Below are 17038 nucleotides of genomic sequence, written 5' to 3' on the forward strand. Positions count from 1 at the left end.
CAAGTCTATTAATGGGGCGGTCCTTTCAAAATTGAGACAGGGAAAACTCATCAATTGCCTCCTGCTTTAGCTTAAGACCAAAATAGTCATTCAAATCTTTTTTGGCTTTAGCCAAATACTTAGGAATGGGTTTCCAAATAATCCTCCATCTGATGGCTTGTGAAAAAATAAATAGAAATCAACAACAAGTCTATTAATGGGGCGGTCCTTTCAAAATTGAGACAGGGAAAACTCATCAATTGCCTCCTGCTTTAGCTGGAGGCAATGAATTCTAGGACATCCAAATCATCATTCAATTGCTGGAGTAACTGAACATGGCTTAATTGATGGATGGGATGGATAAAATCAGGCCATACATCAACTAAAGGAACTAAAACAAATTTCCTTTCTGAAATGTAAGGGTGTGGAACTATGAGCTGAGGTTCTTTAATAATCTGATTCCCCAGGTACAAAATATCAATATCCATGGTACGATTACCCCATTTTTGAATTCGTTCCCTGCCCAACGATTGTTCTATAGATTGAATCACTTGGAGAATATACAGAGGTTCCAAATCAGTCTCCAAAATTAATACCTGATTGAGGTAATTCCCTTCTGAAGCCCCTCCCCAAGCGGCAGTTTCGTAGATTTTAGATTCCGAGACGATAGAGCCAAGCTTGAGTTGAAGGTTTTTTTTCGCTTCAACAATTAATTTTTCCCGATCACCCAAATTACCCCCTAAAATCAAAACTAGTTTTTCCATCTACGTGTTACCTAACAAAACATACAACATTAGCAAAAAACCAGTAATTTTAGGCACTTAACTTAAAAACTATGAAATTCTTAGGAAATGTATTAGCCGTCATTGTAGGCTTACTTGTCTTTTCTGTATTGAGCTTTTTTATCTTTGCTGGAATCATTGCAGCCATCTCTGCCTCTGATAGCGAAGTAAAAGTGCGTGAGAACTCGGTCCTTCACTTGAATTTGAACGGTCGGGTTTTGGTAGAGCGAACCAATGCAAATGATCCTGATTTTTCCTCTATCGATTTATTTGGAGGAATCTCTACTGTGGGCCTTTCCAATATCAAAACGGCCGTTTCAGCCGCCAAAAACAATGAAAATATTAAAGGAATATACCTCAGAGCTGGATTTTTCTCTGCAGGACAAGCGGGCTTAAAAGAAATAAGAGATGCCTTGGTCGATTTTAAAGAATCAGGGAAATTTATCATCAGTTATGATGAAGTCTATGGAGAAAGTGGATATTACCTCAGTTCTGTTGCAGATGAAGTGTATATGAACCCATCTGGAATGCTGGAATTTAATGGATTTTCTTCGGAAATCGTATTTTTGAAAGGCATGTTTCAAAAAATTGAAGTAGAACCTGTCGTATTTCGTGTGGGCGATTTCAAAAGTGCTGTGGAGCCATTTTTACTTGACAAAATGAGTGATGAAAATAGGTTACAAACTGAAACATTCTTAGGTGATCTCAATAATTTTGCACTGAAAGAAATCGCCGAAAGCAGGAAAATTTCTTTAGACAAAATCACCGAAATCAATAACCAAATGCTTGTCAGGAAGGTACAGGATGCTCAAGAGTTAAATCTTGTAGACAACTTATGGTACGAAGATCAGGTAATTGATCATATGAAAGAAAAGATGGGTCTAACCGAAGATGATAAAATTAGCTTGACTAACATCACCCGCATGAATGCTGCAGCACCATCCAAAAATAAACTATCCAAAAATAGAATTGCTGTCATCATCGCAGAAGGTGATATCGTGGACGGAAGAGCGGAAGGTTCTATAAGCTCAGAAGTATTCAAAGAGGAAGTTCGCAAAGCAAGAAAAAACGATGACATTAAAGCTGTAGTGATCCGTATCAACTCACCTGGTGGCTCTGCACTTGCTTCCGAAGTAATCTGGAGAGAATTAGAGGAGTGCAGCAAAGTTAAGCCTGTAATTGCCTCAATGGGTGAAGTAGCCGCATCTGGGGGATATTACATCGCCGCTGCTGCTGACACCATTGTAGCCCAACCAAATACCATCACGGGCTCGATTGGAATCTTTGCCTTATGGTTCAATGCACAAGGTTTGCTAAACAATAAATTAGGAATTACAACTGACGTTGCCAAAACTGGTGAGTTTTCTGATTTTTTAAGTGCCGCCCGTAAATTATCAGAAGGCGAAAAAGCCATTTTTCAAAATCAAGTGGAACAAGGATACGATACCTTTTTGAGCCGTGTAGCGTCTGGTAGAAACATGAGCAAAGAAGATGTCATGAAAGTGGCTTCTGGTCGTGTATGGTCAGGTATACGCGCACAAGAAGTGGGTTTAGTAGATATTTTAGGTGGACTAGAAGATGCCGTACAAATTGCCGCAACAAAAGCTGACATCGCTGATGATTTCCGTGTAATCTACTATCCTGAGTCCAAGCCTTGGTTTGAGCGTTTTTTAAATCAATTTACCAGCGACGTTCAATCCTATTACCAAATCAGAAAATACGGGGAATTATACCCCATCATCAAACAGGTTGAAAAAGTCAATCAGTACAAAGGAGTGATGGTACGGTTACCGTATGATATTGAAGTGAAGTAAGCACTTCCACAGACTCAAAAGCCAAGAAGTAAAGTGAAATATGCTCACGCGATATAAATTGATATATGCCTTTCGGCGATATGTTGGGGGCGTGTAGAGAAGAAGATACCTTGCAAAGAACCCTATCTGTGCTAATCTGCAAAATCTGTGGACAGCCCACTTTGCGAGCGTGGCGATCATTCGCTGCGCTCGTTGCGTGAAATAGGAGACGAGCTTGCCTGCCGAGAGGTCGGAGTTTAGACTCAAGACTCAAAAGCCAAGAAGTAAAGTGAAATATGCTCACGCGATATAAATTGATATATGCCTTTCGGCGATGTATTGGGGGCGTGTAGAGAAGAAGATTACTTGCAAAGCATCCTATCTGTGCTAATCTGCAAAATCTGTGGACAGCCCACTTTACGCGCGTGGCGATCAATCGCTGCGCTCGTTGCGTGAAATAAGAGACGAGCTTACCTACCGAGAGGTCGGAATTTAAACTCAATACTCAAAAGCCAAGAAGTAAAGTGAAATATGCTCAAGCGATATATTGGGGCGTGTAGAGCAGAAAATTACTTGCAAAGCGCCCTATCTGTGCTAATCTGCGAAATCTGTGGATACCTTATTTTTGCGAGCGTAGCGATCAATCGTTGCGCTCGTTGCGTGAAATAAGGGCCAGAATGAGCTTTTTTAATATCTTAAGCCATCAAAAATTAAGGGGTCAAGTCTATCCGCACCACATATGCTCGAAGACTTGACCCCACTTAAAATCTGCAAAATCCGTTTTATCTGCGAGAGATCTATTTTTGGAGGAGAATCTCCCAGGCTTCCTGAACCTTACCAGCATCGAGGGCCTCTTTGGCAAGCAAATGCAAGTGATAATGATACCCCTCCTCATCCTGCTGCAATCGCTTTTTTAAATCTTGCAAGGCTGGATTAGAAGATCGGGCTGCAACAGCATCCAACGAAGGAAGCGTTTCCACATTCCCCAACTTACCCAAGTGATTGCCTGTCAGGACTACAGAATGACGAATCCTTTCCGGAATTTGATCAATACCAATCCCTTTGTTGCGGACAGGCTTCTCAATCTCAAACAATGCGGCACCACTTGCTCTACAATACCAATCCCCGCCCATTCTAGCAACAGTATCGATCTTGAAAGGGTCAATTTTTCCCTGCTCGTCAAAAATATGGTCTTGAAAATGCGCTAAAACTACTTCACATATCACTAAATTTCCTGCACCGCCCTCTTCACCAGTAGGAATGACCTGCAGCACCTTGCATTCAAATGCTGCAGGAGCCTCTTTTACTCTTGGTGGCTTAACCATCTCTGATGGCTCTTGGGTAAGGCCAGCCTTTACAAATTCATTGACTCCTTTTTCATATTCAGTACTAGCCAAAGACATTTGTTCCACCATAGCGTAATCCACAATATTGATGACTACCTCTGGTACTTCCAACACATTTTCCAAGCTATGCTTAGAAGTATTGTCTCGAACCCGTCTAGCTGGTGAGAAAATGAGTATAGGGGGATTAGACCCGAAAATATTAAAGAAACTATAAGGACTCAAATTCACGTTGCCTTCATTATCGATTGTACTGGCAAAGGCTATAGGGCGAGGGCTAATAGCCCCCAACAGATATCCATGTAATTCTTGAGTAGTGATTTCTTTTGGGTTGATTGTTTTCATACTATTAATCAATAGAACTAATTTTTTAACAAGTTAGGATGGATTTCGGACTGTATCTACAATCATTTCGGCAGTGCGATCAGAGGCTGATTGGGTACCTATTTTTTCCTTGATCAGATCATAACCTTCGTAGATAGCAGCTTTTATCTGTACATTACTTAGCATAGAATTCAGCTCATTCGTTAATGAATCAACAGAATAATCCTTCTGAATCAACTCCGTTACTATTTTTTTACCGGCAATAAGATTGACCAAGGAAATGAAAGGAACCCGAATCAAATGCTTCCCAATATGATAGGAAATCGCACTAGTACGATAAACCACCACTTGAGGAACGCGAAATAAAGCTGTTTCCAAAGTCGCAGTCCCAGAAGTAACGACAGCTGCAACCGAATGTTTGAGTAAATCATAGGTTTGATCCACTACTAGTCGAATTCCAGCTTCAACCGCAGGTGTATAGAGTTCAGCTTCCAGGTTGGAAACCCCAGCAATAACAAATTGAGCATTTGGGAATTTAGGGACAAGCTCTATCATCATACCCAGCATTGCTTTGACCTCCTGCTTCCTGCTACCAGGAAGCAATGCAATGATGGGTTGATAACTCAACTCGTTTTTTTGAAAGAAAAAAGGATGGCCTTCAAACTTTTGAATTTCGTCCAACAAGGGGTTTCCCACATAAGTTGCTTGAATACCAAAACCTTTAAAAAACTCCTCCTCAAATGGTAGTATACAGTAAACACCATCGGTAATCTTTGCAAGCTTTTTTGCTCGGCCTTGATTCCATGCCCATATCTTGGGAGGAATGTAATAGTGAACTTTTAACCCCAGTTTTTTAGCATGAGCAGCTATTTTTAAATTAAAGCCACCATAGTCTACTAAAATCACTACATCCGGCTTAAAATCTTCCACATCTTTTTTGATTATCGAAAGATAACGAAGGACTTTACGAAAACCCAACAGGACTTCCAAAAAACCCATCACAGCGACTTCTTGATAATGCACTGTGGCATCAAGACCCGCTTCTATGGAATAATTTCCCCCCATACCTCTAAACAGGGAGGTGTCATCTTTTACTCGAATCGCTCTAATTAGGTTTGATGCATGGAGATCACCACTCCGTTCGCCAGAAATCACATAATATTTCATAGTCCAAAGAAAACAAAAAAAGGAGACATCTGTATTGTCTCCTTACGTATTTGCTAAGCGAATCTTACTCCCCGTAGTACTCTACAAAGTTCCGAGGGGTTTCGTAAAGTGTAAGCTTATATAAGCTACCATGAGGGACAATTGCATTCACTGCAGGGTAAAGTATTTTCCAAAACTCCATCACCAAAATCTCACAGCTAGCCATTTTACCTTCCATAAAATCAACATCCAAATTCAGGTTTTTATGATCCACCTTATCAATCACTAGATCTTTGATGATTTTACTTAGATCTTTCAAATCAACAACAAAACCAGTTTCAGGATCAGGAAGGCCTTTGACCGTTACGATTAATTCAAAGTTATGCCCATGCCAGTTGACATTTGCACATGGACCAAATACTTCTTTATTTTTTTCTTCGGACCAATTCGGATTCCAAAGTTTATGTGCAGCGTTAAAATGCTCTTTTCTACAAACGTGTACCATCCCGTTTTTCAATTGAAATGCAAAAGTAAAGAAAAAGTCATGCAATTAATAGCTTCTAAAAAACTTCCTAAAAAATCAGAAACAAAAAAAAGGCTATTCAAGCGTGAACATCTTCAATAGCCTTTATACTTTATTAAAGCGTATTCATCATTGTAATCAACCTACGCACAGCACTTCTATCTTTCAAGTCAAATCCATATTGGTTTTCAAACTTACTGAAGCTTGCATAGTCGTCCCCAAAAATAACCATTAAATCTTTTTTCTTGGTCTTCCAAGGATAGACAACACCATCTTTTACCACATACAATTCTTCCCTATTGAGGAACATTCTTGACCGCTGAGAACCATAAGCTGCATTCGGATCATCACCCATAATTTTATACTTATGATCAATCAAACTGTAGTTCCCATCAACCAGTACTTCTACAAAACGATTGGCACCAACCTTAGGAATATCATATCCAGAACGGAAAACTGAGGCCTGCCCCTGTGACTCCAACACAAAACCTTGAATCATTTTCGGAGAATAAGCCAGCTGATTACCTTCCAACCTATACTCTAACATATGATTGTAAGCATTGAATGCAACCACTAAATTCTTAACAGTATCCTTTTCTGTGAAGATTACTTTGCCCATAGCAAAATCACCCCAATATGGAGTACCCTTGACATCAGGAAACGGATTAGCCATAACAGGCATGCCTGTCCCTGCATCTCTTAACAAACTCAACTGCCCATAACTTTTCTCTGAAAATAGGGCTATCGCAAGTACAACTAGTAAACTTAAACTAAACTTTCTCATATTCAAAACTAAAAAAAAGACCGAATAAATCCGGTCTTTTTAGTAAATAATTTTTGTTAAAATTTTATTAACCTTCAGCAGGTGGGTTCGGACGTGTAATACGTACCTGCACTTGCTTGTATCTCTCACTAGGTTGAATGGTAGCATTACCTTCCAACTCCAATAATAAATCAACAGAACCACCAATTGCACCAGTATTTACAATGTTTACTGTTACAGTTGCAAAAGATGAATTAGCTGGAATTGTTGCAGTACCAGTGATTGTGTAATCAGTACCAGCAACAGCAGTTGTACCTTCAGGAACTACTTTATAAGTGATGACCTCGTCATTCGCTCTGTGAGCACTTACGAAGTTCACTTGCAAATTTACCGAGCCTTGAGTATTAGGAACAGTCACACGTGGGAAAGTCTGACCAGCAACTGGGTTTAACACCACTGCTTGTTGAAACTCTACCAAGGAACCTTCCCATAGGGCGTAGTCTTGCTCTATACAAGAAGAGAAAAACAAGGCTACAACCATTGAAAATATACCAAATATTCTTTTCATAATTTTTTCTAATTAATAGCCTCTATTTTGATTTAAGTTAGTATTACCATCCACTTCTCTTTGAGGGATTGGAGGCAAAATTCTGAAATCATCAAAAGCGATGTTTGCTTTAGGACCTCTACCGTATCTTTTCAGATCAAAGAATCGCTGACCTTCGAAAGCAAACTCCTTAAATCTTTCCAAAAGAATCTCATTCAATAAAGCTTCACCTGCTAAATCAACAGTAGCTACACCTCTTAAACCTTTGAAAGCATTCAATTCAGCTAACGCATCTGCAACATTTCCTAACTGATAATTAGCTTCAGCGCGATTCAAGTGCATTTCAGACTTTCTGATAACTGGAACGTTGTCACCATAAGCGAAACCATTTTTTGAAGCAAATTTAATACATTCAATCTGACGACCTGCGCCACGAATGGAGTTACCTGTGGTGTATAAGAAAGCTCTTACGTCATCATTTCTAGTCACATCCCAGTTATCGTTGTTAGCACCAGCAACATTGTCTACTTGTAATTGAGTCAAACCAAAGAAACCTCTTACTGTTGGATTAGGAATAAAGTCACCCCAACCACCTTGAGCATTTTTACTCGCTCCTAAATTAAGGATGGTAGTAAAAGAAGATTGCAAAGATTCATTCACACCGATAGATTCCGCAGCGATAGCAAAACGTACTTCAAACATAGACTCAGGATGAATATCCGTTCTCCAACCAGCAACATACGCGTCTCCGCCTAAAACAGTACCTACACCCGAATTAAGAGCAAGAGTAGACTCATCTCTGGATTTAGCCCAATCGCCTCTATAAAGCGCAACTCTAGAGAGTAAAGCAGAAGCAGCACCAGAAGAAGCAAACTGAGGCCCTCTTGAAGTTAACAAACGCTTAGCATCTTCTAAATCAGCATAGATTTGATCGTACACTTGTGCAATTGTAGCTCTTGGAGACTGTCTCGCGAAAGCTGCTTGGGATGTAATAACACCCTCTAACACCAATGGAACACCACCTTCATCAACCACACCAGGTTGATAGATTGCAGTAGGCATGTAAGCGTAAATTTTGATCAAGTCAAAGTAGTACAAAGCTCTTAAGAACTTGGCCTCACCTTCCCAACGAGATAGTTGGGCAGTGGTAGCACCTGTTACGCCACCAGCAATACCATCCAAAATAAGGTTGGCTTCGTTGATAGCGAAGTATGAATTAGCCCAATTTCCATGATGAGCTCCCGGGTTATTATTAAACTCCCCAATTAATCGACCAGAGTTATTCGTTGTTTGACCAACATCAGCCAAGGCATCAGAAACAGCAAACATGTTTCTACCATAATTAGCTGTAGCTCTCAAACGTGCGTATACAGAATTTAATGCTGCATCTACTGCATCCGGTGTACCTAAGGCCCCGTCTGCGTCAATGGATTGTCTTGGATCTACCAACAAGGCATCCTCACAAGATGTGAGAAATAATGCACTTGCCACGAAGAAGGACAAAACAATTTTAGATATATAGTTCATTCTTGTCATGTCTAGTATTATTTAGAATCCTATTTGAACACCAAACTGGATGTTTCTTGTCAACGGAGTAGCACCAGTAGCTGCACCAGCGAACTCAGGATCATATCCAGGATAGTCAGAGAAAGTCAACAAGTTTAAGCCCTGAGCGTATACTCTCGCTCTAGACAAACCTAAGCTTCTCAACATAGATGGCTTAAAGTTATAACCTACAGTTAACTGTGCCAAACGGATAAAATCAGCTTTCAATAAAGTGGCAGAGCCAGCATTTCTACTTAAGCTTCGTACTTCGTTTGCATTACCTGCAGCCGTCACATACAATCTTGGCACATGTGTGATTTGACCAGGCTCTGTCCAACGAGCATCATAAACCTCTCTCAAACCATTCAAGGTCAAACGAGTACCCAATTCATTCAAGAAATTGAACTGACCATCAGATACAACCGCTCCATATTCGTACGTAAAGAAAGCAGTTACATCAAACCCTTTAAAAGAGAATGTATTATTGAAACCACCGTAATGAGTAGCTAAGTTAGAGCCTAGATAAACTCTATCAGCAGCCAATGGCAAATAGGTAATGTTTCTATCGATATCAAACCACATTGGACGACCTGTAGCAGGGTTAACACCAGCAAACTCCTGAGTAAACCAAGAACCTGGAGCAGCAACACCATCCGTACCTGGGTTACCCACAGGCTGACCAACTGCTAGACCTGGATTTGCTGGAAGTGCTTCCAAACCATCGTACAAGCTTACAATTCTATTCCAAATTCTGGAGAAGTTAAAGGAAGTAGTCCATTTGAATCCACCTCTATCGATATTGACTGTAGATATCTCGAATTCAATACCCTTATTCTGCAATTCACCAACGTTATTGGATATAGAGCCAAAACCATTTGTCCACAAAATCGGCTGACTTAATAACAAGTCTTTAGTTCTTCTGTCAAATAAATCTAAGGAACCAGTCACTCTGTTTCCAAAGAAACCATAGTCCAAACCAAGGTTGAAAGTTTCGTTAGTTTCCCAACCTAAGTCAAGATTTGCCAAAGATGATGGTCTGATACCAGCCTGACCGCTGTAGTTACCAGCACCGCCATATAGACCTCTAGCTGCAAAGTTTCCAATTTGGTCATTACCTGTACGACCCCAAGAAGCTCTTAATTTTAAGTCTGATATAGTTTCGCTATCTTTCAAGAAACCTTCTTCAACGATATTCCAACCACCTCGAACAGATGGGAACAAACCAAATCTGTTGTTAGCACCGAAACGGGAAGAACCATCGTAACGAGCTGTAGCAGTAAATAAATATTTTTTCTTGTAATCATAGTTAGCTGATCCAAAGAAACCAATTCTTCTGTAACCAGTCCAAAAACCTGTGATTGATTCAGGAGTAGCAGCAGACTGAATAGTTCTGAATTGGAAAGTTGGGAATCCAATACCTGCTCCAGAAACACCTTCTCTAGTTTCAGAAAGGAATTCGCCCCCTAATAAGGCAGATACATTGTGAACATTGTTGAATGTTTTGTTCCAGTTCAATGTCTGTGTAGTAATGAAACGAGTTCTCCAGTCAGACTGAACGGAACTACGTCCAACTACACCAGCTCCATCAGGCGTACGTGGATCACGGTAGTTATCACCTTGCAATAATCTGTAATCCAAACCAAATAAAGATCTGAAAGTTAAGTTATCAGCAATTTTGTAGTTAGCAACAATATTACCTACTACAGTATTTGTTCTTTGCAAACCAGTGTTGAACTCGTTTACAAGAGCAATATTTTGACCTAAAACGCCTGCAATTGCCGTATTGAATGATCCATCTTCATTTCTGATAGGATTATGAGGCAAAATAGCGGAGGAAGAGAACTGAGGTGAACCCAAGAACGCACCATCAACCGCAAAAGGTACATTCTGCTGGAATGTAGATAAGTTGACCGAGGTCTCAATATTCAAACGCTCATTGGCCTGATGACTCAAAGCCATTCTAAAGGTTCCTCTTTCAAAATCCACTGGACGGAAAGAAGACTCCTGATAATTATAAGAACCTGAAAGGAAATATGTGGTTTTCGCATCACCACCAGAAACTGATAGTTCATAGTTCTGCAGATTACCATTACCCATCAATTCTCTTTGCCAGTCATAAGACTCAAGTCCAGCACCGACAGCATCTAGCTCCTCTGGAGAAAGTGTCTGCCAGTTACCTGGAAGTCTACCCATATTAGATAAAGCTCTCGCTCTTGCGATACCGTCACCCCCGTTTGTAAGAGCTTCAGCACGCATGCTGTACCATTCAGGACCGTTCATCACGTCCAAGAATTTGATAGGTTGCGTTTGGCCTGCAAATGCATTGAATTCAAATCTTGCTTTACCTTGCTTACCTCTTTTGGTAGTAATGATTACAACACCGTTAGCCGCTTGAGAACCGTAGATAGCCGCAGAAGCAGCATCTTTCAATATCTCCATAGACTCGATGTCATTAGGGTTCAAGAAGGCCAAAGGGTTAGACTGAGTAAAGGCAGCATTCGATGAGTTGTTCATCTGAACACCATCAATAATAAACAATGGCTCATTACCAGCGTTGATGGAACCTACACCACGAATACGGATGTTTACAGCACCACCTGGAAGACCATTGTTAGATCTTACCTGCACACCAGCAGCACGACCTTGCAATGCACGGTCAAAAGACTGCAATGGAAGGTTCTCGATCAATTCACCTTTTACAGATGAAACTGCACCGGTCACTTCTCTTTTAGGCTGCGTACCATATCCAGTTACTACAAACTCTTCCAAGTTTCTAGTATCTGGCTGAAGTACCGCGTTCACCTGAGAACGGTTACCGATTGTCAACTCCTGAGTTGTGGAACCCACGAAGCTAATCACAAGCACATTGCTGCCTTGTGGAACGTTTAGTGAATACTTACCGTCTAAGTCGGTAGCTGTACCAATAGTGGTACCTTTCACTATGACTGAAGCGCCAGGAATCGGCAGTCCATCCTCACCGGATGTTACCGTTCCAGTCACCACACGTCCTTGTGCAAAAGCGGATGCTGTTGCAAACAAGAGCGCAAGTCCTAGAAGTAAAACTTTCCTCATAATTAGTTTTTTTGGTTTAACGATACCTCAATTTTATCTATTAAGTTGATATTATGCAAAACCATTCAAAAAATTTACACTTAGATGTCGCTGTATTGATTTCAACAAAATTCGGGTTTAATCCTTTAGGTAAAATTAAATTTGTCTTTTGGTTAAAAAATAGAAGACTAAAAACTTCTTAAAAACATATAGACCTGTTATGGAAAAGATAATTTTTTTTTAACAAAACTTAACAATGAAGCAGATTTTCAAAGAAAGACAGGCGTTTTTACGAAAAATGAAAGCGAAAGGTTTTAGTTTTATAATAAAAAACTCTCCAAAACAAGGTTTCGGAGAGTCGGTTATTTGTTTTGTTTGGCCAATTAGTAACCCGGATTTTGAGGAATCGGATCTTGGCTATTATTTACAATCTCATCGATCGGGATAGGCCATACGAAAAGATTGCTCGAATATGGCAATGCATGGTCAGTTGGAATGGCTCTATCAGTTGTGTAGAAATCCAAACTAGTAATTGATCTGGAAGTCGCCTTTGTAGGGATACCAGGCATTCTACCTTCTCCGGAAAGCCTATGAATATCTCCCCACCTTTTACCTTCTGCCAAGAGTTCTATCCTACGCTCATTGAAAATAGCAGTCAAAAGCGCGTCGGTATTAGCAAAGTCTGAAGAAGTAAAGGAAGGCACAGATGCTGGCAATGCACGATCTCTCACAGAATTTAATAACTCTATGGCAACAGATGTATTGCCTAATCTGGCGTTTGCCTCTGCGGCACTCAATACTACTTCTGCATAACGCAAGATAGGGTTAGGGTCCGTACGGTTGATTACATCTGTATATTTAAAGGTATAAATACCCCCGGCATTTCTATCCGTCAATTCAGTTCGTCTCAAATCTTCTGAATGCCAGAAATCTGATCTCCAAATCAATGGACTCACCTTTACAAGTCCTCTAGCACCTCTTGCAGGATTGCCGTACATAGATGGTAGTGCTCCATTTACTCCTGCATTAGACTCTGCGGTATGTACAAAGGAGAAGATATTTTCAGCACTGTTGACTGTTCTGAAAGGAGTCACTGGGCTATCCATCAAAGAGTATGTTCCACCTAATTTAGTAAACTCATCTATCACACCCTGCCAGTTGCCCATATGCAACATCACTCTAGCTTTTAGGCCAATTGCCGCACCTCTACGTACGCGCGCATGGTTGCGGGTCAGCGGTAATAACTCCTCTGCTTCATTTAAATCCGCTAAAATCAATGCATAATCTTCTGCAACAGTAGTTCTACCCAACGTTTCATTTGCAGCAACCAAAGGTACATCATTGATCGCTACCCGTCTATAAGGCACACCCATGGCACTTGGATCTCCCATATAAGGTCTTGAAAAATGTGTCAACAACTCATGATGCCCCAAAGCTCTCAAAAAAAGCATCTCACCTCTTAAGGTATTTCTCACCTCTTGAGTGATTACTCCATTTTCTAAGGCTGCATCCAAGCTTTCCAGTACGATATTCGCTCTATTAATCATTCGATAGATTGAAATCCACATCCCGTTATTATTGGCACTGAAAGGTGTATGGGCAGCAATGTAAGTAATCTCATAAAACAACTGATCATTGTACATATCCTCACCTCTCATATCCCCTTGCTGAACGTTGGCAGCTCCAAAGGGATAACCTCTACCTGCTTGTCCAGCAGATCCTAGGTAAAAACCTTGCTGTGCTGACTCATATACGCCCAGTACCAAGGACTCAACTCTTACAGCTGTTCCAAACGATTCTTCATCTGGAATCAAGTTGGCAGGAGAAAGATCTGTCACATCGCATGAACTGGTCATACCTGCGAATGCGAGTGCAGCAATCCCTAATTTAATATTTCTAAATTGTATCTTTTTCATCTTTGTATCAATTATTGATGTGCATTAAAACCCTACATTCAGACCAATGGAATATGTTCTGAAGATTGGAGTAACGTTCCAGTCAACACCAAACTGTAGCTGTCCAGCAAATTGGTTTGCCTCAGGATCCAAACCTGAATAGTTGGTAAACAAGAAAGGATTTTGAGCCTGTGCAAAGAATCTAGCGCTAGAAATGGCACCTTTAAAGGCACTTTGCAACTTATTGGTTGGTACTGTGTAACCAATAACAATATTCTGAACTCTTAAGAAATCACCTCTTTCTACAAAGCGAGAGTTAGAGGCGGCGGTTAACCACATGTTGGCATCTTGTCCAGAGTACTGTCTTGGAATGTCAGTCTGCTGACCAGATTCAGTCCATCTGTTCAGGACAATGGCATTGTTGTTGGAGAATCCTTGGCCCAACTGCCCTCTCAAGGTTTCATTCATGATGAAGTTACCCCCTGAAAATCTGAAGAACAATTCAGCATCCCAGTTGCCATAGGTGAAGTTGTTGATCCAACCTCCTTGCCAGATTGGTAAGGTATTTCCTAGAAACTCTTGCGTCGGTAATCCAGCTGCGGTTGAGATATTAGCTGGATTAGCAGGGTCAAATGCTCTCCAACCTAAATTTCCTTGCTGCAAGTTGAACTGTACAATATCATCTCCTCTAAAATACATAGGATTTCCATTGGCAGCATTCACACCAGCCCATCTGAAACCGTATAACTGCGCGATCGGTCCACCTACCTCTGTTCTGTTGTAAGTAGATACAATTGGCTGCACTAGGTTGGTTACCTCATTACGGATCAAGGTTAAATTGAAATCCGTATTCCAAGAAAACTTACCTCTTTCAATGACGTTGGTAAACATTCTGAATTCGATTCCTTCATTGAACATGGAACCAACGTTTTGATTGATGGAGTTACCCGGCACACCCAAAGATGGGATGGTAGGAGCACTCAAAATCAAGCCATCAATGTTGTTTCTAAAGACATCTGCGGCAATCGTTACCTTACCAATCGTCATATCCAAACCGACATTAATTTTCTTGGAAGTTTCCCATAATAAACCTCTGTTGGCTATTCTATTGTAACCCAAACCTGCACCAGCACCGCCCAGAACAGGGCTAAATCCTCCAAAAGCTGCAAAAGTTCCAATCTCTGTATTTCCTACTTCCGCATAGGATCCTCTCAATTTAAAGTCAGAGATCAAACCAGAATTAAAGAATGCTTCATCCGAAATTCTCCATCCCAAAGATCCTCCAAAAAACGTACCTCGTTGATTTTCTCTAGCCAAATCAGAAATACCATCATTTCTGATCGTAAAAGATGCTAGGTACTTGCCTTTGTAGCCATAATTGATTCTACTGAAATAAGAATCGAATCCTCTATCTGCAAATCCTCCACCGGAGAACTGATTGTTGTAGGAACCTGAAATCAAATTATCTCTTCTAAAGAAATCATCTGAGAAATCGTTTCCAGACGCCGTAAAATTGTAGAATTGATCATATTGAAATTCCGCACCTAACGTAACATTGAAAATATGATTCTCGGCAAAGATTGCCTGATAGTTTAAGGTATTCTGCCAGTTCCATCGAGTTACTGGGTTGAATGCCATAAATACAGAACCATTCACACTTTGACCATCGCCGTGTCTTGGATCCAACGACTGGAAGTCATCAGCAAGTGTCAAATCTACCCCAATCATGGAGCGGGCGGTCAGACCTTTAGCTAAATCAACCTCACCATAGGTATTTCCTAAAATCCTATGGATTCTATTTCTAAATACGTTGTTGTCCAGTACAAAACCAATATTTGGCAAATTATTATCCGGACCGGCTAAGTTGGTACCGAAGCCAGTTGTACGACCATCTGCTGTCACGTTAAAACCATCAAATCTTGAGTTTGCCGGATCAAATGGGGAAACATTTGGCAATGCCCTAGTGGCATTCAACATGATACCGGAAAGAGAATTAGCACCCTGATTCAATCCGTTGATTTCAGTAAATGAGTAATTCAAGGAAGTACCGATTCGTACGGACTTAGATACGTTGTGATCCACATTTGCTCTAAAAGAATATCTTCTCAAGTCATTTAACTGCAATGCAGACTCCTGCTCCGTGAAACCCATAGAGAAGAAATACTTGGTAGCATCCGAACCACCGGAGATGGAGAGGTTGTGTTGTTGAGTAAAACCTCTTCGCAAGATCAAATCTTGCCAATCCGTATTGACGTCACTTACATTTGCTAGAGGTGCTTGATTAGCATTTGTTCTTCGCTCGTTTGCAATGGTTACAAAATCGTTTCCATTCAATAAATCAAATCTATTTTGAGCCTCATTAAAGCCAATGGATGTATTGTAATTGACCATTGCTTTACCGCTAGAACCTCTTTTAGTAGTGATCAAAATCACGCCATTAGCAGCTCTGGAACCAAAAATCGCCGTAGCCGAACCATCTTTTAATACTTCAAAAGACTCGATGTCTGCCGGATTAATATTAGCTAAGGGGTTAGAGGAATTTACAGCTGATCTATCTGCATCCACCACAGGAACTCCATCAATAACGATCAAAGGGCTGGCACTACCTGTGATGGAGTTTACCCCTCTCACACGGATAATTGGTGCAGCACCAAGCGTACCGTTGGGAGTAGTAATCTGTACACCTGGTGCACGACCTGCCAATTGTGATTCAAAGGAAGGAGTTACCAAGTTTTCGATAGATTTGTTACTGATCGAAGTAACTGAGCCTGTGATGTCTCTACGCTCTTGAGTACCATATCCTACTACGACCACCTCATTGAGTGTCTTCAAGTCTTGCTCTAAGACCACATTCAGCACACTGTTATTTCCGACGCGCATTTCTTTTTGTAGGAATCCCACAAAAGAAAAGACCAAAACCACATCATTTCCACTTGGAATGGATAAAGTGTAGTTACCATCAAAATCTGTCACAGTACCATTGGTGGTACCCTTAATAAGAACATTGACCCCTGGAATGCCTTCAGGTTCCTCCTTGGAGGTAACCTTACCAGAGACAGTTCTACTTTGCGCAAACACTGCTGACGATAGCAATGTCAAAAATGCGGTTACTAGTAAAATCCTCTTCATGTTGTTTTTTTGAGTTTTATCAATCGAGCAATGTTAGGTTAAAGCTTGTTAAATCTCAATTTGTATAAAAAATATTCATACTTTAACATTAACGTAACACTAAAATATTATTTGGAAAACGGGAAGATAATCTCGTAAAAACCATATGCTATTCTATTGCAGACACGAAATACGAAAACACTATAAAAAAGTTTATAAAAAAATTTTATTCCGATATA

General features: G+C 40.5%; 11 protein-coding genes. 1 reads left to right on the forward strand and 10 read right to left on the reverse strand.

The window, feature by feature from the left end; all coding sequences use genetic code 11:
- Positions 1-251: 251 nt before the first annotated feature.
- The gene (folK, locus tag IPZ59_RS00740; RefSeq protein ID WP_236137979.1) at positions 252-743 is read right to left on the reverse strand and encodes a 2-amino-4-hydroxy-6-hydroxymethyldihydropteridine diphosphokinase; all 492 of its coding nucleotides are present in this window, start codon (positions 741-743) and stop codon (positions 252-254) included.
- Positions 744-814: 71 nt separating this feature from the next.
- Here folK and sppA point away from each other — a divergent pair, with 71 nt between their 5' ends.
- Entirely contained in the window at positions 815-2575 is a 1761-nt protein-coding gene (gene sppA, locus IPZ59_RS00745; RefSeq protein ID WP_236137980.1) for a signal peptide peptidase SppA, read from the forward strand.
- Between the two features lie 776 nt (positions 2576-3351).
- Here sppA and IPZ59_RS00750 read toward each other — a convergent pair.
- From IPZ59_RS00750 to IPZ59_RS00790, 9 genes are all read right to left on the reverse strand, one after another.
- Positions 3352-4242, reverse strand: a complete 891-nt coding sequence (locus tag IPZ59_RS00750) for a flavin reductase family protein (protein WP_236137981.1) — start codon at positions 4240-4242, stop codon at positions 3352-3354.
- A gap of 33 nt (positions 4243-4275) precedes the next feature.
- A complete protein-coding gene (lpxB, locus tag IPZ59_RS00755; RefSeq protein ID WP_236137982.1) occupies positions 4276-5388 on the reverse strand; it encodes a lipid-A-disaccharide synthase in 1113 nt (370 codons plus the stop codon).
- A 64-nt stretch (positions 5389-5452) separates the two neighbouring features.
- The gene (locus tag IPZ59_RS00760; protein ID WP_236137983.1) at positions 5453-5872 is read right to left on the reverse strand and encodes a 6-pyruvoyl trahydropterin synthase family protein; all 420 of its coding nucleotides are present in this window, start codon (positions 5870-5872) and stop codon (positions 5453-5455) included.
- Positions 5873-6005: 133 nt separating this feature from the next.
- Entirely contained in the window at positions 6006-6674 is a 669-nt protein-coding gene (locus IPZ59_RS00765; RefSeq protein WP_236137984.1) for a hypothetical protein, read from the reverse strand.
- A gap of 67 nt (positions 6675-6741) precedes the next feature.
- Complete coding sequence (locus IPZ59_RS00770) at positions 6742-7221, reverse strand: DUF4843 domain-containing protein (protein ID WP_236137985.1); 480 nt, start codon at positions 7219-7221, stop codon at positions 6742-6744.
- A 12-nt stretch (positions 7222-7233) separates the two neighbouring features.
- Positions 7234-8736 carry a RagB/SusD family nutrient uptake outer membrane protein gene (locus tag IPZ59_RS00775; RefSeq protein WP_236137986.1) on the reverse strand — a complete coding sequence of 501 codons (1503 nt, stop codon included), beginning with the start codon at positions 8734-8736 and terminating at the stop codon, positions 7234-7236.
- 12 nt (positions 8737-8748) lie between these two features.
- A complete protein-coding gene (locus IPZ59_RS00780; RefSeq protein WP_236137987.1) occupies positions 8749-11817 on the reverse strand; it encodes a SusC/RagA family TonB-linked outer membrane protein in 3069 nt (1022 codons plus the stop codon).
- Positions 11818-12179: 362 nt separating this feature from the next.
- Complete coding sequence (locus IPZ59_RS00785; RefSeq protein WP_236137988.1) at positions 12180-13712, reverse strand: RagB/SusD family nutrient uptake outer membrane protein; 1533 nt, start codon at positions 13710-13712, stop codon at positions 12180-12182.
- A gap of 24 nt (positions 13713-13736) precedes the next feature.
- Complete coding sequence (locus IPZ59_RS00790) at positions 13737-16820, reverse strand: SusC/RagA family TonB-linked outer membrane protein (protein WP_236137989.1); 3084 nt, start codon at positions 16818-16820, stop codon at positions 13737-13739.
- Between the last annotated feature and the right edge of the window lie 218 nt (positions 16821-17038).

Source organism: Mongoliitalea daihaiensis (assembly GCF_021596945.1).
In the GTDB taxonomy this organism is placed as follows: domain Bacteria; phylum Bacteroidota; class Bacteroidia; order Cytophagales; family Cyclobacteriaceae; genus Mongoliitalea; species Mongoliitalea daihaiensis.